Genomic DNA, 22024 nt, shown 5'->3' on the forward strand with positions numbered 1-22024 from the left:
AGCATCCAGCAAGCTGGATCTGTTACCGCTCGACTTGCATGTGTTAGGCCTGCCGCCAGCGTTCAATCTGAGCCATGATCAAACTCTTCAGTTTAAGATCAATGCGATCCTTACTCGCTGCCCGAAGACAACAAAAGCGGATCAAACTTGGCTCAAGGTTCAAACGAACTTGAAAGATGTGAACATCTTTCTTGTGCGCTTGCCTTGATAATTGGTGATTTATCACCCTCATCGGCAAGCGCCCACATGAATTACCTGATCAAATTGTTAAAGAGCAACTTTCTTAAGTTCGCTGTGCTGGCTCGATGACCTGAACCGTGTTGCCTCAGCGAGGAAGGCGTATTTTACGCACTTCCCGGTGTTTGTCAACCGCTGTTTTCAGCGAGTGAAGCGAGCGATCTAAACAGCAACAAGACGACTCTAACTTCCTGACAAACCAGAGGTTTTTCAACCTCATTCACCGCTGGTAACGCTGGGCGTCCCCGGCAGCGGATGCGTACTTTACGGATTCGCAGCCGGGTTGGCAAGAGCTAATGTGAAAAAGTTTCAAAAAAGTTCAGCGCTTGGGTTTTGCTTTGCGCATAACGGCCAGAACAGGACCTGAACAGACGTAAGCCGCAAATAGCAGCAGCAGCATGACCGAAGGCTCGACGGAGATCATCACGAACCCAAGCACTACCGCCAACAGTACAACGAAAGGTACGGGCTTTTTGAAGTCCAGATCCTTAAAACTGTAGTAGCGGATGTTACTGACCATCAAAATACCTGCCGCACCTACTACGACGAGCATCAACAGCTTGAAGCCAAATGCATCGGCATCAAAACTATGGAACGTCCATACGCTGGCAGCAACCAGCGCCGCTGCAGACGGGCTGGGCAAACCGATAAACCACTTTTTATCGACACTACCAATCTGTACATTAAATCGTGCTAAGCGCAGCGCGGCACAAGCCACATACAGAAACGCGACCACCCAACCGGTTTTACCGATGTCTTGCAAAATCCAGGTAAAGGCAACCAGTGCAGGCGCCATGCCAAACGAGATCATATCGGCAAGACTGTCATACTCCGCGCCAAACTCGCTTTGAGTATTGGTCATCCGGGCAACTCGGCCATCTAAGCCATCTAGCACCATAGCAATGAAAATGGCGACCGCTGCGGATGTGAACTCACCGTTAATCCCAGCCACAACCGCAAAGAAGCCAGAGAAGAGCGCAGAGGTAGTGAATAAGTTAGGCAAGAGGTAGATGCCTTTACGGCGGATCTTCTTGCCATCCTCCACGGCCTCTTCAACGACCTCGGTTTCCCGCAAGAACGCGGTAGCTAGGTCTTCATTGCCGACAGCATCATCACTACCTGATGTTTGCTGGGGTGATTCACCGCTGGCCGACGTATCGGAAGGCTGCGTATTTTCGTGCTCTTGGTCGCGAGCATCCTGGGTCATAAGTGTCATCCATTTGAAGTGAAGTCACACGAAAAGTGATCTCTTCTCATTCTACACGGTGACGCCCAGGCAGCCAGCCAATTGCCGTAGACAACGAAAAACGCCCCGCGGCAAAGCCTTGGGGCGTTAGCAACTCAGTGAATCGATTAGTTCTTGGATTTATCGACCAGCTGGTTGGCAGCAATCCACGGCATCATGCCGCGCAGCTTGGCACCTACCTGCTCGATTTCGTGCTCGGCATTCAGGCGACGACGTGCGGTCATGGACGGATAGTTAGTGTTGCCTTCCTGGATGAACATCTTGGCGTACTCGCCGGTCTGGATGCGCTTGAGTGCATTGCGCATTGCAGCGCGAGACTCGTCGTTGATCACTTCAGGGCCGGTCACGTACTCGCCATACTCTGCGTTGTTAGAGATGGAGTAGTTCATATTGGCGATGCCGCCTTCGTACATCAGGTCGACAATCAGCTTGAGCTCATGCAGACACTCGAAGTAAGCCATTTCCGGCGCGTAGCCTGCTTCAGTCAGCGTCTCAAAGCCTGCTTTTACCAGCTCAACTGCGCCACCGCACAGTACCGCTTGCTCACCGAACAGGTCCGTTTCGGTTTCGTCTTTGAATGTGGTTTCGATAATACCGCTGCGGCCACCGCCAACGCCGGCTGCGTAGGAGAGCGCCAGCTCTTTAGCACTACCAGACGCATCTTGATGAATAGCGATCAGATCAGGGATACCGCCGCCTTTTACGAACTCAGAGCGAACGGTGTGACCCGGCGCTTTCGGCGCGATCATGATCACGTCAAGGTCTTTGCGCGGCTCAATCTGGTTGTAGTGAATGTTGAAGCCGTGGGCGAACGCCAGCGTCGCGCCCTCTTTCAGATTCGGCTCAACTTCCTGCTCGTAGATGGCTTTTTGGTTTTCGTCCGGCGCCAAGATCATGACCACGTCAGCGGTTTTGCACGCTTCCGGCACGCTCGCCACTTTTAAACCAGCCGCCTCTGCTTTCGCTGCAGAAGAGGAGCCTTTGCGCAGTGCGACAGTGACATCAACGCCAGACTCTTTCAGGTTGTTAGCATGCGCATGGCCCTGCGAACCATAGCCAACGATAGTAACTTTTTTGGCTTGGATCAGGGACAGGTCGCAATCTTTATCGTAATAAACGTGCATGGCGAGACTCCAGAAGTCGGTAATATCAAATTTTATAGCGTATAGGTCAGCGTTGATGGCCACCCGTGCCGTCTTATGCAGCACTGGGATTCGGCGTTGAGGTCACTCTACGATAGAGCAGCCGTTGCGTAAAACGCTATGTTTGCAACATACTATTTCATATTATGAAATCACGCTTAGGGTGTCGGCCTTTATGGATTTTCGTCTACTCAAACACGTGGTCACCCTGGCCGACACACTGCATTTTGGCCGTGCCAGCGAGCTTTGCCACATCAGCCCATCGACGCTGAGCCGCTCTATTCAACAGGTAGAGAGCGAGCTAGGCACTCGACTATTCGAGCGCGATAACCGCCACGTGACGCTAACCCCTCAAGGCATCACGTTCCAACACTATGCCAAAGAGACGCTAGAGCAGTGGGAAACCCAAAAACGCACCTTGGCCGCCACCACAGCACAACTCAGCGGGGAGATCAGCATTTATTGCTCGGTCACGGCGAGCTACAGCTTTCTGTATGAATTACTCAGCGATGTACGCACACGCCACCCCGGCATTGAGCTAAAGCTGCATACTGGTGACCCCGCCGATGCGATGTCGCGAGTGCTGGAAGGCGCAGACGATATGGCGATTACTCCTCGCCCGCGTATTCCGCCTAGCGCGCTGGCCTTCAAGTCGCTGACCCGCTCGCCACTGCTGTTCATTGCACCCACCGAGCCCCACGCGTGGCTGCCGCCTCAACCAGAAAGCTCCACCGCAGAGCAGTGGCAGCACGTGCCGATGATTTTGTCGGAAGCAGGCCTCTCCAGGGAATACGCCAACACCTGGTTCAAAGCCATGGGTATTGCACCGCGCATTTACGCCCAGGTAGCCGGGCACGAAGCGATTGTGAGTATGGTCGGGCTTGGCTTCGGTGTGGGCGTTGTCCCCAAGATCGTGCTGGATAATAGCCCGCTGGCGGAACGGGTACAGGTACTTAACGTCAAACCGGAGCTGCCCCACTATGATGTCGGCCTCTGCGTGCTGAACCGGCGGTTAAAAAACCCGATGATTGATGCGTTTTGGGCGGCGGTTAATCCACGTTAACGCACTATTTATCACTAAAGCACAGTACAAAAAAAGCCGCCCACGAATAATGGGCGGCTTTTAGCAATACAAGTACCACTGTAAAGCGAACCTTTACAAGGACAGTACTTTATCGCCCCGGGCAATACCGGATACCCCGGTGCGCGCTACTTCGAGAATACCCACCGGCGCCATGGCCTGTAGAAAGGCATCCAGCTTTGCAGCGTCGCCGGTAATCTGCACCGTGTAGAGGCTAGGCGTCACGTCGACGATCTGCGCACGGAAGATATCCACCGTACGCTTAACTTCATCACGGGCAGCGCCAAGCGCTTTCACCTTCACCAGCATCAATTCACGCTCGATGTGGTTACCTTCGGTGAGATCTACCAGCTTGACCACATCAATCAGCTTATTGAGGTGCTTGGTGATCTGTTCAATCACCCGGTCGTCGCCAATAGTAGTGACCGTTAAGCGGGACAGCGACGGATCTTCCGTTGGTGCCACGTTCAGCGTTTCGATATTGAAGTTACGCTGGGAGAACAGCCCGACCACACGTGACAGCGCACCCGGTTCGTTTTCCATCAGAATCGAGATGATATGACGCATCAGGTACGCTCCGTTTTAGACAGCAGCATGTCACGCATAGCACCCAGCGGTACCTGCATCGGATAGACGTGTTCATGGGGGTCGACCTTCACGTCCAGGAAGACCAGCTCATGCTTGTTGGCAAACGCACGCTCAAGCGCCGGCTCCAACTCGTCTAGCGTCTTCACGGTGATCGCGGTGAACCCGTATGCTTCAATCAGCATATGGAAGTCGGGCAGCGACTCCATATAAGAGTGCGCATGGCGAGACTTGTAGTTCAAATCCTGCCACTGGCGCACCATGCCGAGCGAAGCGTTGTTCAGGTTGACGATCTTGACGCCCACGCCGTACTGCTTACAGGTAGAGAGCTCCTGCATCATCATCTGGAAGCTACCCTCGCCGGTGACACACACAACATCGTCTTCCGGGAAGTTCTGCTTAATACCCATGGCAGCCGGGAAACCGAAGCCCATAGTGCCTAGCCCGCCGGAGGTGATCAGGCGATTCGGCTTATCGAACTTGTAGTACTGCGCCGCAAACATCTGGTGCTGACCCACGTCCGTGGTGACGTACGCTTCGCCACGGGTCACGCGGCACAGCGCTTCGATCACTTCTTGCGGCTTCAGCACTTCGCCGGGCTTGGAAGGCTCGTAGAGCTTTCCTTCGCGATCGGCACGCCAACCGTCGATCTTCTGCCACCAATCGGCCAGTGCTTCTGGATGCGCAATGGAGTGCCCCTGCACCAAGCTAATCATCTCGTTGATGACGCTGGACGCCGGGCCAACAATCGGCACGTCTGCACGCACGGTTTTGGATACTGAGCTTGGGTCGATATCCACGTGAATAATCTTCGCCGTTGGGCAGAACTTCGACGTGTTGTTAGTCACTCGGTCATCGAAACGTGCGCCAATAGCAATGATCAGGTCAGCGTGGTGCATGGCCATATTGGACTCATACGAGCCGTGCATACCCAGCCAGCCCAAACACTGGCGGTCGCTTTGCGGGTACGCGCCAATGCCCATCAGCGTGGTGGTAATCGGGAAGCCAAGCTGCTTCACCAAGTCGGTCAAGCCTTCGCTTGCCTTGCCTGTTACCACACCGCCACCGGTATAGAACACTGGGCGCTTGGCCTTCAGCATCATCTCGACGGCTTTCTTGATCTGCCCGGTATGCCCACGGGTCACCGGATTGTAGGAGCGAAGTTTGACCTTCTTCGGGTACACGTACTCGTAGCGCTCGGTGGGCGCGGTCATGTCCTTGGGGATATCGACCACCACCGGGCCAGGACGACCAGTCGATGCCAAATAGAAAGCTTTTTTCAGCACTTCTGGGATTTCGGACGGGTGACGAATCGAGAAACTGTGCTTCACGATTGGACGCGTCACGCCGACGATATCGGTTTCCTGGAAGGCGTCGTCACCAATCAAGTGGCTCATGACCTGGCCGCACAGAACAACCATGGGAATGGAGTCCATGTAGGCGGTCGCAATGCCAGTCACCGCGTTGGTAGCGCCGGGGCCAGAGGTCACCAGCACCACGCCGGGCTTGCCGGAGGCGCGGGCATAGCCGTCGGCAGCGTGAGTGGCTGCCTGTTCGTGCCGCACGAGGATGTGCTTCACTTTGTCTTGGCGGAACAGCGCATCGTAAATATGCAGCGCCGCACCACCGGGATAACCATAAATGTACTCAACGCCCTCATCTTGCAAGAAGCGGGCGATCATATCTGCGCCGGAAAGCAGTTCCACTGTGTTTCTCCCCTGGAGGTCTCGAGTGCGATCCGCAGGACATCCTGCGGGGTCGAGTGCGGCGGTATGCCGCTGCCGGCCCATGCCGGCACCTGATGCCAAACCCTGGCAATATGGCCCGGTTAGGGCCTGCACTCTCATCGGGAATGCTCATTTATGGCAACCATAAAGAGCGGTTCCCTTACACGGCGGTTTGCCGTGTCGGGGCGTTGGCCAGGTCAGGCGGTTAGCCTAAGCCCGGAAGTCCTTCGGCGGGTAGAGGCGTGAGCCTACCCTTCGCGCGGGGATCAGGGGTTGCCCGTTGGTTCCGCGCCCGCAAATCAGGAACCCACAAGATTCCATTAGCGCCCTTAGCCTGTCAACCTCCGATCCCTTCAAACGCAACAAAGGTCGCAGTAAGCGCAAAAAAATGCCCCGCCAGCGGTGCTGACGGGGCATTTGCCCTATTTCATTGCGCAATTAACTAAACACTAGTTCGCCTTCATTGGCGCTAATGTGAATGGTATCGCCTGGGGCATACTTGCCTGCCAGCAGATTTTGAGCCAGCGGGTTTTCAATGCGGCTTTGAATGGCCCGCTTGAGTGGCCGCGCCCCAAACACAGGGTCAAAACCCACCACCGCTAGCTGCGCCATGGCATCGTCACTAATCTCCAGGCTCAGGTCGTGTTCCGCGAGCCGCCCTTTCAAGCGCTCTAACTGAATACCGGCAATGGCCTGGATCTGCTCTTGGCCGAGTGCGTGGAACACCACCACCTCATCAATGCGGTTGATTAATTCTGGGCGGAAGTGATTACCCACGACCTCCATCACCGCGTTTTTCATCAGCTCGTAATCATTATCATCCCCGCCCATGCGCTGAATAATGTCTGAGCCCATGTTAGAGGTCATCACAATCACGGTGTTACGGAAGTCGACGGTACGACCCTGACCATCGGTTAAGCGGCCATCTTCCAGCACTTGCAGCAGAATGTTGAACACATCCGGGTGCGCTTTTTCCACCTCATCCAGCAGCAGCACCGAGTAGGGCTTGCGGCGCACTGCTTCGGTTAAGTAGCCCCCCTCTTCATAGCCGACGTAGCCGGGAGGCGCGCCAATCAAACGGGCCACGGAGTGCTTCTCCATAAACTCCGACATGTCGATACGCACCATCGCCTCTTCTGTATCGAACAGGAAGTTGGCCAGCGACTTGCACAGCTCGGTTTTACCCACCCCGGTCGGGCCAAGGAACAGGAACGAGCCGTTAGGACGGTTGGGATCGGCAAGGCCAGCCCGCGAGCGCCGCACCGCGTTGGCGACGGCCTCGACCGCCTCGTTCTGGCCGATGACGCGCTCGTGGAGGGCCTCTTCCATACGCAGCAGTTTATCCCGCTCGCCTTCCAGCATTTTGGATACGGGAATGCCCGTCCAGCGCGAGACCACCTCTGCGATTTCCTCTTCCGTGACGTTGGAGCGCAACAGCTGATGGCTGGCAGTATCGGTTTCGCCTTCTCCTGCTTCGCTGATCTTTTTCTCCAGCTCGGGAATCTTGCCGTACTGGATTTCCGACATGCGGCCCAAATCACCCTGACGACGCGCCTGCTCAAGGTCGATACGCGCTTGCTCGAGCTCCGCTTTGAACTGCGCGGCGCCTTGAATGCTGGCTTTTTCCGCCTTCCAGATCTCATCCAGGTCAGCGTATTCACGCTCTAAATCGTGAATCTGCTGATTGAGCGCTTCCAAGCGTTTTTTGGTCGCTTCGTCGGTCTCTTTCTTAAGCGCTTCACGCTCCATCTTGAGCTGGATCAAACGACGATCAAGGCGATCCATCTCTTCAGGCTTGGAGTCCAGCTCCATACGAATCCGCGAGGCGGCTTCATCGATCAGGTCGATGGCCTTATCCGGCAACTGGCGGTCGGTGATATAGCGCGTCGAGAGCTTGGCCGCTGCGATGATCGCAGAGTCGGTAATATCGACGCCGTGGTGCACCTCATAGCGCTCTTTCAGGCCACGCAGAATGGCCACGGTATCCGCTTCCGAGGGCTCGTCCACCAGCACTTTCTGGAAGCGCCGCTCCAGGGCCGCGTCTTTTTCGATGTACTGACGGTACTCATCCAGCGTGGTGGCCCCGACACAGTGCAGCTCGCCTCGGGCCAACGCCGGCTTGAGCATGTTGCCAGCGTCCATGGCGCCTTCCGCCTTGCCTGCACCCACCATGGTATGCAGCTCGTCGATGAACAGGATCACCCGGCCTTCTTCCTGGGAGAGCTCCTTAAGCACGGCTTTCAGGCGCTCTTCGAACTCACCGCGAAACTTGGCTCCGGCGAGCAGCGCGCCCATATCCAACGACAGCACGCGCTTCTCTTTCAAACCTTCGGGTACTTCACCGTTGACGATGCGCTGGGCCAAGCCCTCGACGATGGCGGTTTTACCTACACCAGGTTCGCCAATCAGCACCGGGTTGTTCTTGGTGCGACGCTGCAACACCTGAATCGTACGGCGGATTTCGTCATCGCGACCGATGACAGGGTCGAGCTTGCCGTCCAGCGCGCGCTGGGTGAGGTCCAACGTGTACTTGTTCAGCGCTTCACGCTGATCTTCGGCGTTGGGATCATCAACGCGGGAGCCGCCACGCAGGCTGTCGATGGCCGCCTCGAGACTTTTGCGCGTCAGCCCGGCCTCTTTGAGCAGTTTGGTGATGGCACTGTTCATCTCCAGCGCCGCCAGCAGCACCAGCTCGGAGGCGATGAATTGATCGCCGCGCTTTTGCGCTTCGCGGTCGGTCAGATTCATCAGTTTGACGAAGTCACGCGATGGCTGCACTTCGCCATCGAATTGGCTGACTTTGGGTAGGTCATCCACTAGGCGCTGCAGACCGTCGCGCAGGCGTGAACTGCTGCCGTCGGCTTTCTCGATCAGCGCTTTGATGCCGGTTTCTTTGGTATCAATCAGCGCCAGCAGCAGATGCGCGGGATCTAACTGGTTGTGGCCTTGGCCCACAGCGAGGGATTGCGCCTCAGCAATGGCGGCCTGTAATTTGGCAGTGAATTTATCGAATCGCATGGTATGCCTCCTGGGGATGCCGTGCATTTGGCCCCACGGCGCTTCCCGATAACTTGTCGTTGAAAGTGCTAAAGTCGATTAGCTTGACAAGTTAAATGGCGTCATATCCTCCTATTTCAAGTGACCCTTATTTGATCCAGATCACGCTTGCCATGCGACCGGTATTGCCGTTGTCACGGCGGTAGGAGTAGAAGCGCGACTCACAGGCGGTACAGAAGTGCCCGCCGCTAATGTGGTGAATACCTAATGCCTCTAGGCGAAAGCGCGCTAGCCGATACAAATCAGCCATATAGTGGCCAAGCCGATAAGGGCTGTGATCAAAAGCATCGGCGGTATCAGGATGTACCGCGACAAAAGCGCCGTACACTTCCGGGCCCACTTCAAACTGCGCGTTAGAAATCGCCGGGCCTAGCCATACCAGAATGTCGTCCGGGTCGCAGTTCATCGCGGCCACCGTAGCTTCCAGCACGCCACCTGCTAGGCCACGCCAACCCGCATGAGCAACCGCCACCTGGGTGCCTTGTCGGTTGCAGAGCAGCACCGGCAAACAGTCTGCGGTGAGAACGACACAAGCGTACTCGCTGCTGCTGGCAAGAGCGGCATCCGCTTCCGGCGTGTCACTCTGATACTCCTGCTGCACCCGCGCACCGTGGATTTGGTTTAGCCACAGCAGCGGGCGTTCATCGCCGATCTCTTTGTGTAGCAACCGTCGGCACAGTGCAACATGATCGGCATTGTCCCCAACGTGAGCGGCCGGATTGAACGCCGCAAAGTCATTCTGACTCGGCCCCGTTTCACGGGTGGTCACAAAAGCTCGCACGTTGGCGGGCGCCGGCCAGTCCGGCAGCAGTAGCGTCGGGCGCAGGTCAATGGCATCGCTCATCGCATGGTCTCGCTATCGTCGCGCAGGTAGTCCAATAACATTAGTAGATCATCGGGCAAGTCGGCTTGAAAAGTGAGGGTTTCGCCACTAACGGGATGCACAAAGCTCAGCTTGCGAGCATGCAGCGCTTGGCGAGGAAACTCGCGCAAAATCTCTTTTAACGGCCCGGCAGCCCCCGGCGGAAGTTTGGCACGGCCACTGTAGAGCGGGTCGCCAATCAGCGGATAGCGGGCGTGGGCCATATGCACGCGGATTTGGTGGGTGCGACCGGTTTCTAGCTGGCAGCGTACGTGGGTGTGAGCACGAAAGCGCTCTACCACGCGAAAATGCGTCACGGCGGGTTTGCCGGACGCCGTGACCGCTTGGCGTTTACGGTCTTTCGGGTGCCGACCAATCGGCGCATCAATGGTGCTGCCCGCTACGGGTTTGCCAATCACCACCGCATCGTATTGACGCGAAACGGTACGCGCCTGAAGCTGCTCCACCAGCACTGTTTGGGCTGGCAGGGTTTTGGCGACCATCATCAGCCCAGTAGTATCTTTATCCAAACGGTGGACGATCCCCGCGCGTGGCACCTCCGCCAGTGCCGGATGATGATGCAGAAGAGCGTTTAACAGAGTGCCATCTGGGTTACCCGCGGCCGGATGAACGACCATACCTGCCGCCTTATTAATAACAATCACGGCCTCGTCTTCATAGACGATATCCAACGCAATGTCCTGGGGCTCAAAACGCGTATCCTCTTCAATGGTCGCGTTGAGCGCCAGCACTTCATGGCCGTGCAGCTTGGCTTTGGGTTTTACTTTGACCCCATCGACGGTGAGCTCACCGGCGTTGATCCACGCTTTCAAGCGCTCGCGGGAGTAATCGCTGAACAACTCCGCCGCCGCTTGGTCCAAGCGTGCACCAGCTAATGATGCGGGCACCCGCTGCGTGGCTTCAACAATACGAGACATGAATAACCTCTCTAAGACGCTAACCGCCCAACTACGTCACATAATACGCTTAACGTGTCGCTAAACCTGCGTTTTGCGTCTAGGTGTTTTATAGTGGGCTAACTGCGACCTATTCTACCATTTCTACTTATGGCCATCGTCGCTTTTCGGTGATTGAGGCTTGTTTGCAACGAGGATGATGATGCGCGTTTTTTCCGCTGCCCACCGCTTTGGCGCCCTAGCCTTGAGCCTTGCCCTTCTCGCAGGCTGCGCCAGCAACGACACGACCCCAGAAGAGGAAGACGAGTTTGCGGGGGTCCAAGAGCGCGAGCTATATGAGCTGGCACGCACCGCGCTCGATAGCAACCGCTTCCCGATTGCTATCGAGCGCCTTGAAGCGCTGGACACCCGCTACCCGTTTGGCCCTCACGCCGAACAGGCTCAGCTCGAACTGATTTACGCCTACTACGAAAACAGCAACTGGGAAGAGGCGCGGGCGGCTGCCAGCCGCTTCATTCGTTTACATCCCGATCATCCTCAGGTCGACTATGCCTATTACCTCCGCGGGCTAGCCGCTTGGCAGGCGGGCCGCTTTAGTCTGGAACGCTTGCGCCTGATTGATATTTCCAAGCGTGACCTGGGCGCCTCGCGGGATGCCTACAACGATTTCCGCGAGCTGATTCAGCGCTTCCCACAGAGCCAATATGCGCCGGATGCCCAGCAACGCATTGTTTATCTGCGTGAGCTATTAGCCCGCCATGAACTGCATGTGGCTGACTACTACCTGCGCCGCGGTGCTTTCTTGGCCGCCGTTGAGCGGGGCCGCTGGGTCATCGAAAATTACCCAGAGTCCAGCGCCACCCGTGATGCGCTAGCCACGATGGTGGAGGGCTATCAAGGCTTAGGCATGGACGACCGCGCCCGCGAGGTGCTCACTGTATTGCGCGAAAACGCGCCGGATCACGAGCAGCTTCAAAACGGCCGCTTTACGCCCAAACATGGCAACAGCGATTAAGCGTTGAATCAGGCCACTAGCGGCCGCCACGTTTAAGCTGTACACCCCATGCATCAATAAAACCACGCTTCGGCGTGGTTTTATTGCGCTCATGCCTAATAAAACTTACTTAACAATAACTTATCAAATCCTAAGCGGTGCCTCGCCCCACAAGCTGAAGCTTGAGCTAACCGAAAGCACCATGATTGGAAAAGCTTGGCCCCTCCTCCGGTACTGCCTTAAGCCAGTGAGCGCTTACATTAATCCCCAGGCTGCCAGCCATTCACAATGGGGTAGCGACGGTCACGCCCGAAACCACGCGGCGTGACCCGCACTCCAACAGGGGCCTGGCGACGCTTATATTCGCAGCGATCCACCAGCTTGACGACTTTATAGACATCCTCTTCCTCAAAGCCTGCCGCAATAATCGACTCGGCGCTCATATCCCCTTCGATGTAGCGGACCAAAATGGCGTCCAGCACATCGTAGTCGGGTAGCGAGTCGCTATCCTGCTGATCAGGGGCGAGTTCAGCGCTAGGCGGGCGCTCAATCACCCGCTCGGGAATCGCCGGAGACTGAGTATTGCGCCAGCGGGCTAAGCGATAAACCCAAGTTTTATACACATCCTTAATAGCGTTGTAGCCGCCCACCATATCGCCATACAGGGTAGCGTAACCCACTGCCATTTCGCTCTTGTTGCCGGTAGTCAGCACCATCAGGCCTTTCTTATTGGAAATGGCCATTAACAGCACACCACGACAGCGCGACTGCAGGTTCTCTTCGGTAGTATCTCGCTCGGTGCCAGCAAAGCTTTCTGCCAAGGTGCCCATAAAGGCTTCCACCATCGGCTCGATGGGCATCACGTCATAGTGCACCCCCAGCAGGTTCGCCTGCTCGGCGGCATCCTGTTTGGAGATATCCGCCGTGTAGTGGTAAGGCATCATCACCGCCTGCACCCGCTGCGGCCCCAACGCATCCACCGCAATGGCCAGCGACAGCGCAGAATCGATCCCGCCGGATAGCCCCAACACCACGCCTTTAAACCCGCTTTTATTGACGTAGTCACGCAGGCCGGTCACCAACGCGCAGTAGAGGCTCTCTTCCGGCTTGACGTCTGGCTCGATCTCCCCCGCTTGGGGCTCCCAGGTATTCGCGCTGGTTTGCAGCAGTTGAATGGGCATTAACCCCGCCTGCCAATAGGGCGCCAGCACCTTGAGTTGGCCACTGGCATCCACACAGCTAGAACCACCATCAAACACCAGCTCATCCTGGCCGCCGATGGTGTTGACGTAAACAATCGGCCGCTGCACTTCTTGGGCACGCAGCTCTAAAAGGCGCAGCCGCTCGGCGGGCTTGTCCTGATGGTAGGGCGAGGCATTCAGGCTAATCAGCACTTCTGCCCCGGCTTCCCGAGCCGCTTTTACCGGCGCGCCTTCCCATAAATCTTCACAAATCAGCAGGCCAAGCTTGGCGCCTTTATGTTCGTACACCAGCGGCTCAGTGCCAGGGGTAAAGTAGCGTTGCTCGTCAAACACTTGGTAGTTGGGCAGCGCCTGCTTGGCGTACTCCGCTTCCCACTGGCCGTTGTACAGCACACCCGCCAGGTTATAGCACTTGCCTTCACGCACGCCGGGGTAGCCAATAATCACCAACACATCACGGGCAATTTTTTCGGCCATTTTGGCACGAGCTTCCCGCAGGCGGGTTTCCATGGAGGGGCGCAGCAGCAAATCTTCCGGCGGGTAGCCGGATAAAAAAAGCTCGGGGAAGACAACAATATCCGCCCCATGCTCAATCCTCGCTTCTCGCACGGCCTCAATGGCACGCGCGGCATTGCCGGGAATATCTCCCACCAGAGGGTCGAGTTGGGCCATTACCAGCGTTAAGTCTTGCATGGGCGTTAAAATCTCTTGAGAATCTTCGGAATACGGTGGCATCTATATAGTAGATGCATTGTCCCGCAAGGCATGCCAAGTGGCAAAGGCCACACAGCACTAAGAGGGCTGAAAGCAACGAAAGTCTTGCCGCCAGTCACGCCTTGTAACCGCCTTTCCCACTTGGGGAGCCATTGAGGATGAATCTATTGATCATTCGGCTGATTATATTTGCCGTGCTGTTTTACGTAGGCTTGAAGCTTTACAGTATTTACCGCCAGCGTAAGCTGACCCACCAGCAGCAAACACCCCCTCGCCATGAAGGTGGCAAAATGGTGCGCTGTCGCTGGTGTGATGTTCACGTACCGGAAAACGAGGCGCTGCGCGATGCGGAACAGTGGTTCTGCTGTAGCGCGCACCGTGACCGTTTTTTGCAGGAGCAGGAAGACAACAGCAATCGCTAAGCCTCCCCGCCTTTACGCCAAACGCGCAGCCGTTGGCTGATAAGGCGTAGGATCCATCAGCGGCTTACGCCCCAGCAGCTGGTCTACCAGCAGGTGGGTCGAAGCAGGCGCCAGCACTAAGCCGTTACGGTAGTGGCCTGCATTGACAAACACATTCGGAAAATCGGGCAGTGCGCCAATAAACGGTATGCCTTCTGGCGAGCCGGGGCGCAGGCCCGCCCAATGGTGAGCTACGGGGCAATCTGCCAGCGCGGGGATAATATTCTCCGCGCTCCGCTTGAGCGAGACCAACGCCTCTTCATCAGTGGCTTTATCGAAGCCCGCCTCTTCCAGGGTCGAGCCTACCAGCAGCAGCCCGTCGCTACGGGGAATCACATAGCGGCCATCCTTTAGCACAACGCGCTGCACTAACCCCGGGGGCGCTTGATAAGCAATCATCTGCCCTTTGACGGGGCGCACCGGCAGGCGCACGTTCAAACCCTCTAGCAACTGGGCCGCCCAAGCACCGCCGCATACCACCAACTGCTCGGCCAGCTGCTCGCCTTGGTTGGTATCAACACCCACCACGCGGCCTTGGCGCTGAATAAACCCCTGCACGCTGCACTGCTCTATGAGTGTGACGTTGGGCATGGCGGCTAAGCGCGCCCGTAGCGCTTGGCCCAAGCGCGGGTTGCGCACGCTGCCCAGAGTGGGCATCCAGAGCGCGCTGCCTTCTGGCGCAGCCGCTTCGGGCTCTTTTTGATGCACAAAAGAGGCGTCTACCCGCTCCAATGGTTTGCCTAGCTGGCGGGCCCAGTGCAGTGCCGCGTCATCGTCATCCACGTTTAAGTAGAGCAAGCCCTTTTGGCGATACTCCGGGTCGATGCCGGTCTCTTCCAGCAGGCGCAGTGCCAGCGTCGGATAGACGCCCTCCGACCAGCGGGAAAGTTGCGATACTGGCTCGCCGTACCGCCATGGGTAGAGCGGCGACACAATCCCCCCGCCTGCCCAAGAAGCCTCTCTCCCGCATGCCCCACGCTCTACCAACGTGATATTCTGACCTGCATCTGCCAGTTGCAGCGCGGTCATCATGCCAATAACACCACCGCCTATAATTAAGAAATCGCTCACAAATATTGCCCACTATTGCTAATAGAGTCGCTAAAAGAGCCGCTAACAGAGTACCAGCGCATTGGCGGCATAAAGAGAATGAGCATAGTGATGCGTTTCAACAGGTCAAGCTACTGAGAGAGACTATGGCACAGCCTCACCACATCGCTAGGCGAAACAACACGGGCTTTACACTGCTTGAGTTGCTGGTGGCACTCGCCTTAATGGGCATGCTGGCGGCCTGGGGGCTTCCCAGCTTTCAAGCATTGGGAGAGCGTTCGGCGGTCGCCAGCGAAGTAAATCGCTTACAAACAGCGCTAACGCTGGCGCGCAATACGGCGATTACACAGCGCAGTGACGTGACGGTTTGCCCTGCCAATGAAGGCAGAACGGCCTGTACCGGTGACTGGAATGGCCCCATCATGGTCGTAAAGGGAGATAAAAGGCTAGAAGATCAAGTCAATGAAGTTATTAGAGTGTTCGCGTCCACAGCAGGTACTATCGTAACTAAAAGCGGTGCGCCAACAGTGAGATATACCTCTTTAGGCAGCATTAAAGGTTCTCAAGGTACGTATACTGTTTGCCCCACCAATGACCAAGCTCAAGCATCCTGTCAGAGCCTTGTGCTTAGCCCAGCAGGCAGAGCACGGATAGATTGAGATCCCATTAGCTGTTCTAACTAATGGGCTCCCTCTAAAGCAAACAGGCGCCTAATTACGAAATACCGTCTAAATAGCGTTCAGCATCCAGCGCCGCCATGCAGCCGCTGCCTGCTGAGGTAATCGCCTGGCGATAGATATGATCCATCACGTCGCCACAGGCAAATACACCCGGCACGCTGGTCGCCGTTGCGTTGCCTTCACTGCCCGATTTCACTTTGATATAGCCGCCGTTCATTTCCAGCTGGCCTTCAAAGATGCCGGTGTTGGGGCTATGGCCGATGGCAATAAACAGCCCCGGCGCATGGATCTCTTTGGTGGAGCCATCTTTGGTAGATTTCACCCGCACGCCGGTCACGCCGGTGTTGTCGCCCAGCACTTCCTCTACTTCGTAGAACCATTCCAAAGCAATCTTGCCCGCCTCGGCTTTCTCGAAGAGTTTGTCTTGCAGAATTTTTTCGGCGCGTAGGGTATCGCGGCGGTGTACCAGCGTCACCTTAGAGGCGATATTGGAAAGGTACAGCGCTTCTTCCACGGCGGTGTTGCCCCCGCCTACAACAATCACTTCCTGGTTGCGATAGAAAAAGCCATCGCAAGTGGCGCAGGCAGAAACACCCTGACCCATAAACTGCTGCTCAGTGGGCAGCCCCAAGTAGCGTGCGCTGGCACCGGTCGCAATGATCAGCGCATCGCAGGTGTAGGTGCCGCTGTCACCTTTCAGGGTGTACGGTTTTTCGCTTAGACTGACCTCATTGATATGGTCAAACAGCACCTCGGTATTGAAACGCTCGGCGTGCTGCTTCATGCGCTCCATCAGCTCGGGGCCTTGGACGCCTTCGGCATCGCCGGGCCAGTTATCTACATCGGTTGTAGTGGTCAATTGGCCACCTGCCTGCATACCGGTAATCAGCAGCGGCTTTAAGTTAGCCCGTGCTGCATACACCGCTGCGGTATACCCTGCAGGGCCGGAACCAAGAATAATCAAACGTTCATGACGCGTTTCCATGACACCACCTTTGTCACAATATTGAGCAAATAACGTTGCAAGAGAGTCTGCCTGAAATGGCGCCAAGTACAAGCTATTACAAGGGTTAGTCTACGCTATTAGGCAAAGATGCCTTGAAACTCTATGGTGAAACACCCATGTGCTATTAATAAGCCATACTATTGATTCGCCATACCAAGAAAAGAGTGACCGTCGCGTAACGCCAAGCAATCAGAGGAGAAAGCCATGAGCAAAATACCCGATACGCAGCATACGTTAGAGGTAGGCAACCAGACGTACCACTATTACAGCCTGCCCAAAGCCGCTGAAGCCCTTGGCAATATCGACCGGCTACCCAAGACGCTCAAAATCCTGCTCGAAAACCAGCTACGCTTCGCTGACGATGAAAGCGTCGACCAGGAAGACATGCAGGCCCTGGTAGATTGGCAGAAAGAGGGTAAATCCAGCCGTGAAATAGGCTACCGGCCGGCGCGGGTATTGATGCAAGACTTTACCGGTGTGCCTGGCGTGGTCGACCTCGCCTCCATGCGCGCGGCGGTGGAAAAACTGGGCGAGGACCCCGCCCGTATCAATCCGCTCTCTCCAGTGGACTTGGTGATCGACCACTCGGTGATGGTCGATAAGTTCGGTCATCCGACGGCATTCCAAGAAAACGTCGATATCGAAATGCAGCGCAACGGCGAACGCTACGAATTCCTGCGCTGGGGCCAGAAAGCATTCGACAACTTCAGTGTCGTGCCGCCCGGAACCGGTATTTGCCACCAGGTGAACCTAGAGTACCTGGGCCGCACGGTATGGACCAAAGAGGAAGATGGCAAAACCTTTGCCTATCCCGACACACTGGTAGGCACCGACTCCCACACCACCATGATTAACGGTCTCGGCGTACTGGGCTGGGGCGTGGGCGGTATCGAAGCCGAGGCCGCCATGCTGGGTCAGCCGGTTTCCATGCTGATTCCCGAGGTGATTGGCTTCAAGCTGACTGGCAAGCTGCAGGAAGGCATTACCGCCACCGACCTCGTGCTGACCGTCACCGAAATGCTGCGCAAAAAAGGCGTGGTAGGTAAGTTCGTCGAGTTTTACGGCGATGGCCTGAAAGACCTGCCGCTGGCGGACCGCGCCACCATTGCCAACATGGCCCCGGAATACGGCGCCACCTGCGGCTTCTTCCCGGTGGATGACGAAACGCTCAACTACCTGCGCTTAACCGGTCGCGAAGATAGCCAGATCGCGTTGGTTGAGGCTTACAGCAAAGCCCAAGGCCTGTGGCGTGAGCCGGGTGACGAGCCTGTGTTCACTGACACACTAAGCTTGGATATGAACGAGGTAGAAGCAAGCCTTGCAGGCCCCAAACGCCCGCAGGACCGCGTTGCCCTGAAAGATATGGCCAGCGCCTTTAACAAAGTCATGGAAGAGGACGGTAAAGCACGCCCCACCACCGAGAAGGGCAAACTTGCTTCGGAAGGTGGCCAAACAGCGGTGGGTATTGAGCGTAGCTACGAGCACGACTTCAAACACAGTGACAGCCAGTCCGTCACCATGGGCGAGCAGGACTTCAGCCTTGACCCCGGCGCGGTAGTCATCGCCGCCATTACCTCGTGCACCAACACCTCCAACCCCAGCGTAATGATGGCGGCAGGCCTGCTGGCCCGCAACGCCCGAGAAAAAGGCTTGACCACCAAGCCTTGGGTAAAAACATCGTTGGCCCCCGGCTCTAAAGTCGTCACCGACTATCTCGCCGCCGCCAATCTTAACGATGACCTAGACGCCCTAGGCTTCAACCTCGTGGGCTACGGCTGCACCACCTGTATCGGTAACTCAGGCCCGCTGCCGGAAGAGATCGAAAAAGCCATCAACAACGGCGATCTCACCGTAGCCTCGGTGCTCTCTGGCAACCGTAACTTCGAAGGCCGAGTGCATCCGCTGGTGAAAACCAACTGGCTGGCGTCACCGCCCCTGGTGGTTGCCTATGCTTTGGCAGGCAACGTGCAGTGCAACCTAACCACCGACCCGCTCGGCCAGGATAGCGACGGCAACCCGGTTTACCTGAAAGACATCTGGCCTTCGCAGGCCGATATCGCCAGTGCCGTCGAGAAGGTGAACACCGAGATGTTCCGCAAGGAGTACGGTGCCGTCTTCGAAGGCGATGAGACGTGGAAAGCCATCAAAGTGCCGGAGGGTAAGGTCTACGAGTGGCCGGAATCGACCTATATTCAGCACCCGCCCTTCTTTGAAGGCATGCAGCGGGAGCCAGACGCCATCGAGGACGTGAAGAACGCCCGCATACTGGCGATACTGGGTGACTCCGTCACCACCGACCATATCTCGCCTGCTGGCTCTATCAAGCCGGATAGCCCCGCCGGGCGCTACCTGCAAGAGCACGGCGTGAAGCCGATCGACTTCAACTCCTACGGCTCCCGCCGGGGTAACCATGAAGTGATGATGCGCGGCACCTTCGCCAACGTGCGCATCAAAAACGAGATGCTCGACGGCGTGGTAGGCGGCGAAACCCGCCACGTGCCGAGCGGCGAGCAGATGGCGATTTACGATGCCGCCATGAAATATAAAGAGGAAGGCACGCCGCTGGTGGTGATTGCTGGTAAGGAGTACGGCACCGGCTCCTCGCGGGATTGGGCTGCCAAAGGCACCCGTTTGCTAGGCGTGCGCGCAGTCATTGCCGAATCCTTCGAGCGTATCCACCGCTCTAACCTGATCGGTATGGGCGTGGTACCGCTACAGTTCCCGGAAGGCGAAAGCCGTGAAAGCCTGGGATTAACAGGGGATGAGGAGATCTCGATTGCTGGTTTGAACGACTTAAGCCCCGGCGGCACCGTTCAAGTCGTGATTAAAAATAGCGACGGGGAACGTACCGTTGATGCCAAGTGCCGAATTGATACCGCCAATGAGCTGGCGTACTACCGCCACGGTGGTATCCTTCACTACGTGCTGCGCAAGATGATCGGCGCTGCCTAGAGGTACGACCTTCCAATGCTTGCATAGCCCCCACCTCGGTGGGGGCTTTTTTTGCCAGCGCGCCTGTTTAGAAGGCGCGACGACGATAGAAGCGGTACTCCGGCGACCAGCAAGCTTTTTCGATACGCTCGCGCAGCGCTGTACCGCTGGTCTTCAACGCAACGCCGTTCTGCTGGGCTTGTGCGGCCACCTCAAAAGCAATCGACTTGCTGATATCGCGAATACGCGATAGAGGTGGCAGCAGCGCACCTTTGCCCTCTTTCACTAGCGGCGCTTCGCGGGCCAGCGCCCGCGAGGCGCTCATCAGCATCTCATCGGTCACGCGGTTGGCGTTGGCCGCAATCACACCTAAACCGATGCCTGGGAAGATGTAGGCGTTGTTGCACTGGGCAATCGGATAGGTGCGGCCGTTATAGACCACCGGTGCGAACGGGCTACCGGTGGCTACCAGCGCTTGGCCATCGGTCCAACGAATCACATCCTCTGGCACCGCTTCCGCCTGGGAGGTCGGGTTCGAGAGCGGCATAATCACCGGATGTTCGCAGCCTGCGTGCATGGTACGTACCACCTGCTCGGTGAAGATACCGCGCTGGCCACATACGCCAATCAAGATCGTCGGTTTGATTTGGGCAATGGTCTCTTCCAAGCCCTGGCCGTTCCACTCCGCCACTAGCGAAGAGTCATGGGCCAAACGGCGCTGGAAATCCCGCTGCCACGTTTGATCCGTGGTCATCAAACCGTCACGGTCGACGATAAAGATACGTGCCCGCGCTTCCGCTTCGGTCAGGCCTTCCGCCTCCATGGCGACCACGACCTGCTCGGCGATACCACAACCGGCAGAGCCACCGCCAACAAACACCACACGCTGCTGGGCAATGGTTTCTTCGCGGGCTTGGCAGGCCGCCATCAGCGTACCTACCACCACAGAGGCCGTGCCCTGCACGTCATCGTTGAAGCAGCACAGTTCGTTACGGTAGCGCTCCAACAGCGGCACGGCGTTAGCCTGGGCAAAATCTTCAAACTGCAGCAGCACATTCGGCCAGCGGCGCTTCACGGCAGCAATAAACTCCGCCATAAAAGCATCGTACTCTTCCTGGCCTACCCGTTCATGGCGCCAGCCCATGTACATCGGGTCATCCAGCAGCGCTTGGTTATTGGTGCCTACGTCGATCATGATCGGCAGCGTATAGGCTGGGCTAATCCCGCCGCAAGCGGTATAGAGCGCCAGCTTACCGATAGGAATGCCCATGCCGCCGATACCCTGGTCGCCAAGGCCGAGAATCCGCTCGCCATCGGTCACCACGATCACTTTGACGTTATCTTTGGTGGCGCTACGCAGGATATCGTCCATATGCTCGCGGTCCGGGTAGCTGATAAACAGCCCCCGGTGGTTGCGGTAGATATTGGAGAACTCCTGGCACGCCTGGCCAACCGTCGGCGTGTAGATAATCGGCAGCATCTCTTCCAGATGCTCAGAGACGAGACGGAAATAGAGCGTTTCGTTGTCATCCTGAATGGCACGAAGGTGAATATGGCGCTCTAAATCGCTATGGCACTGCTGGTACTGGCGGTAAACACGCTCAAGCTGATCATCAATGGTTTCGACTTTTTGCGGCAACAAGCCTATCAGGTTAAACGCTAGCCGCTCCTCCTGAGTAAACGCGCTGCCTTTGTTCAATAGCGGCATTTCAAGCAGCGAAGGACCGGCGTAAGGAATGTACAGGGGGCGTTTACTCGTCGTAGACATAGGCACTCTCTTTTTATGTCAATTGCTGTTGCAATGCAGCAACGCTGGGCGTTGTCGGCGTTTGAGCGTAATGTAACATGCTAGTACGACAAAGGTGGCAGAGACTTGACGTCCTCCCCGCCTAAAAGACGGGGATTCCAACTTCTTGAGGGCAACGTCCTGCCCCGAGACTGAGGATATTCCGGGCCGCATTCACGTCCCGGTCGTGGAGTACACCACACTCCACGCACTCCCAGCCCCTTACTCGCAACCCGTTGACGCCCTGCGGCCCGCTAAGCGAGCCGCACGACGAACAGGCGCGGGTGGTGTTGGTTTCGCGAACGACCTTGAAGACGATGCCTGCGTGAGCGCATTTATATTCCAG

Annotated in this window: 17 protein-coding genes and 1 rRNA gene; 5 read left to right on the plus strand and 13 right to left on the minus strand. The window is 56.7% G+C overall.

The features are described 5' to 3' along the window. From L1249_RS16075 to ilvC, 3 genes are all read right to left on the minus strand, one after another. A 16S ribosomal RNA gene (locus tag L1249_RS16075) occupies positions 1 to 94 on the minus strand; the annotation flags it as partial. 462 nt (positions 95 to 556) lie between these two features. Next, complete coding sequence (pssA, locus tag L1249_RS16080; RefSeq protein ID WP_062376005.1) at positions 557 to 1444, minus strand: CDP-diacylglycerol--serine O-phosphatidyltransferase; 888 nt, start codon at positions 1442 to 1444, stop codon at positions 557 to 559. Positions 1445 to 1590: 146 nt separating this feature from the next. Beyond that, positions 1591 to 2607 carry a ketol-acid reductoisomerase gene (gene ilvC, locus L1249_RS16085; RefSeq protein ID WP_062362822.1) on the minus strand — a complete coding sequence of 339 codons (1017 nt, stop codon included), beginning with the start codon at positions 2605 to 2607 and terminating at the stop codon, positions 1591 to 1593. A 193-nt stretch (positions 2608 to 2800) separates the two neighbouring features. Between ilvC and ilvY the strand changes: the two genes are divergently transcribed. Further along, positions 2801 to 3688: an HTH-type transcriptional activator IlvY gene (gene ilvY / locus L1249_RS16090; RefSeq protein ID WP_044630357.1), complete on the plus strand. Its 888-nt coding sequence runs from the start codon at positions 2801 to 2803 to the stop codon at positions 3686 to 3688. 93 nt (positions 3689 to 3781) lie between these two features. Here the strand turns inward: ilvY and ilvN are convergent, their stop codons facing one another. The 5 genes from ilvN to rluD all read right to left on the minus strand — a co-directional run bounded on the left by ilvN (position 3782) and on the right by rluD (position 10875). Beyond that, positions 3782 to 4273 carry an acetolactate synthase small subunit gene (ilvN, locus tag L1249_RS16095; RefSeq protein WP_044630356.1) on the minus strand — a complete coding sequence of 164 codons (492 nt, stop codon included), beginning with the start codon at positions 4271 to 4273 and terminating at the stop codon, positions 3782 to 3784. Beyond that, entirely contained in the window at positions 4273 to 5997 is a 1725-nt protein-coding gene (locus L1249_RS16100) for an acetolactate synthase 3 large subunit (protein ID WP_044630355.1), read from the minus strand. The genes ilvN and L1249_RS16100 overlap by 1 nt, the downstream gene beginning before the upstream one ends. Positions 5998 to 6456: 459 nt before the next feature. Next, complete coding sequence (clpB, locus tag L1249_RS16105) at positions 6457 to 9036, minus strand: ATP-dependent chaperone ClpB (protein WP_228169009.1); 2580 nt, start codon at positions 9034 to 9036, stop codon at positions 6457 to 6459. Between the two features lie 127 nt (positions 9037 to 9163). Continuing rightward, complete coding sequence (gene pgeF, locus L1249_RS16110; protein ID WP_228169008.1) at positions 9164 to 9919, minus strand: peptidoglycan editing factor PgeF; 756 nt, start codon at positions 9917 to 9919, stop codon at positions 9164 to 9166. Then, positions 9916 to 10875 carry a 23S rRNA pseudouridine(1911/1915/1917) synthase RluD gene (gene rluD / locus L1249_RS16115; protein ID WP_228169007.1) on the minus strand — a complete coding sequence of 320 codons (960 nt, stop codon included), beginning with the start codon at positions 10873 to 10875 and terminating at the stop codon, positions 9916 to 9918. Before rluD ends, pgeF begins: the two co-directional genes overlap by 4 nt. Positions 10876 to 11056: 181 nt before the next feature. Between rluD and L1249_RS16120 the strand changes: the two genes are divergently transcribed. Next, positions 11057 to 11869, plus strand: a complete 813-nt coding sequence (locus L1249_RS16120) for an outer membrane protein assembly factor BamD (RefSeq protein WP_074211490.1) — start codon at positions 11057 to 11059, stop codon at positions 11867 to 11869. Positions 11870 to 12108: 239 nt separating this feature from the next. Here the strand turns inward: L1249_RS16120 and L1249_RS16125 are convergent, their stop codons facing one another. Beyond that, a complete protein-coding gene (locus L1249_RS16125; RefSeq protein ID WP_228169006.1) occupies positions 12109 to 13743 on the minus strand; it encodes an NAD+ synthase in 1635 nt (544 codons plus the stop codon). Positions 13744 to 13922: 179 nt separating this feature from the next. Here L1249_RS16125 and L1249_RS16130 point away from each other — a divergent pair, with 179 nt between their 5' ends. Next, positions 13923 to 14186, plus strand: a complete 264-nt coding sequence (locus tag L1249_RS16130; protein WP_228169005.1) for a PP0621 family protein — start codon at positions 13923 to 13925, stop codon at positions 14184 to 14186. 12 nt (positions 14187 to 14198) lie between these two features. Here the strand turns inward: L1249_RS16130 and thiO are convergent, their stop codons facing one another. Then, a complete protein-coding gene (thiO, locus tag L1249_RS16135) occupies positions 14199 to 15296 on the minus strand; it encodes a glycine oxidase ThiO (protein ID WP_228169004.1) in 1098 nt (365 codons plus the stop codon). A 125-nt stretch (positions 15297 to 15421) separates the two neighbouring features. Here thiO and L1249_RS16140 point away from each other — a divergent pair, with 125 nt between their 5' ends. Beyond that, on the plus strand, positions 15422 to 15934 hold the full coding sequence (locus L1249_RS16140) for a GspH/FimT family pseudopilin (protein WP_054641405.1): 513 nt from the start codon (positions 15422 to 15424) through the stop codon (positions 15932 to 15934). Positions 15935 to 15989: 55 nt separating this feature from the next. Here the strand turns inward: L1249_RS16140 and trxB are convergent, their stop codons facing one another. Then, positions 15990 to 16940 (minus strand): thioredoxin-disulfide reductase, encoded by a 951-nt coding sequence (gene trxB, locus L1249_RS16145; RefSeq protein WP_228169003.1) that lies wholly within the window; start codon positions 16938 to 16940, stop codon positions 15990 to 15992. Between the two features lie 225 nt (positions 16941 to 17165). On the opposite strand from trxB, the gene acnA reads away from it, so the two are divergent. After that, entirely contained in the window at positions 17166 to 19913 is a 2748-nt protein-coding gene (acnA, locus tag L1249_RS16150) for an aconitate hydratase AcnA (protein ID WP_172416526.1), read from the plus strand. Between the two features lie 67 nt (positions 19914 to 19980). On the opposite strand, the gene L1249_RS16155 is transcribed toward acnA, so the two are convergent. Together L1249_RS16155 and L1249_RS16160 are read right to left on the minus strand one after the other, a co-directional pair. Beyond that, positions 19981 to 21660: an NAD-dependent malic enzyme gene (locus tag L1249_RS16155; protein ID WP_058577287.1), complete on the minus strand. Its 1680-nt coding sequence runs from the start codon at positions 21658 to 21660 to the stop codon at positions 19981 to 19983. A gap of 121 nt (positions 21661 to 21781) precedes the next feature. Continuing rightward, a complete protein-coding gene (locus tag L1249_RS16160; protein WP_268825212.1) occupies positions 21782 to 22024 on the minus strand; it encodes a transposase in 243 nt (80 codons plus the stop codon).

Source organism: Halomonas sp. Cn5-12 (genome assembly GCF_021532545.1).
Classification (GTDB): domain Bacteria; phylum Pseudomonadota; class Gammaproteobacteria; order Pseudomonadales; family Halomonadaceae; genus Vreelandella; species Vreelandella aquamarina.

What these genes read in the sequence shown, in the direction of transcription:
- ilvC (WP_062362822.1), bottom strand. Translation starts at nt 2,607, where the DNA reads ATGCACGTTTATTACGATAAAGATTGCGACCTGTCCCTGATCCAAGCC.
- acnA (WP_172416526.1), top strand. Translation starts at nt 17,166, where the DNA reads ATGAGCAAAATACCCGATACGCAGCATACGTTAGAGGTAGGCAACCAG.
- L1249_RS16155 (WP_058577287.1), bottom strand. Translation starts at nt 21,660, where the DNA reads ATGTCTACGACGAGTAAACGCCCCCTGTACATTCCTTACGCCGGTCCT.
- pssA (WP_062376005.1), bottom strand. Translation starts at nt 1,444, where the DNA reads ATGACCCAGGATGCTCGCGACCAAGAGCACGAAAATACGCAGCCTTCC.
- L1249_RS16130 (WP_228169005.1), top strand. Translation starts at nt 13,923, where the DNA reads ATGAATCTATTGATCATTCGGCTGATTATATTTGCCGTGCTGTTTTAC.
- ilvY (WP_044630357.1), top strand. Translation starts at nt 2,801, where the DNA reads ATGGATTTTCGTCTACTCAAACACGTGGTCACCCTGGCCGACACACTG.
- clpB (WP_228169009.1), bottom strand. Translation starts at nt 9,036, where the DNA reads ATGCGATTCGATAAATTCACTGCCAAATTACAGGCCGCCATTGCTGAG.
- L1249_RS16125 (WP_228169006.1), bottom strand. Translation starts at nt 13,743, where the DNA reads ATGCAAGACTTAACGCTGGTAATGGCCCAACTCGACCCTCTGGTGGGA.
- pgeF (WP_228169008.1), bottom strand. Translation starts at nt 9,919, where the DNA reads ATGAGCGATGCCATTGACCTGCGCCCGACGCTACTGCTGCCGGACTGG.
- ilvN (WP_044630356.1), bottom strand. Translation starts at nt 4,273, where the DNA reads ATGCGTCATATCATCTCGATTCTGATGGAAAACGAACCGGGTGCGCTG.
- rluD (WP_228169007.1), bottom strand. Translation starts at nt 10,875, where the DNA reads ATGTCTCGTATTGTTGAAGCCACGCAGCGGGTGCCCGCATCATTAGCT.
- L1249_RS16120 (WP_074211490.1), top strand. Translation starts at nt 11,057, where the DNA reads ATGCGCGTTTTTTCCGCTGCCCACCGCTTTGGCGCCCTAGCCTTGAGC.
- L1249_RS16140 (WP_054641405.1), top strand. Translation starts at nt 15,422, where the DNA reads ATGGCACAGCCTCACCACATCGCTAGGCGAAACAACACGGGCTTTACA.
- trxB (WP_228169003.1), bottom strand. Translation starts at nt 16,940, where the DNA reads ATGGAAACGCGTCATGAACGTTTGATTATTCTTGGTTCCGGCCCTGCA.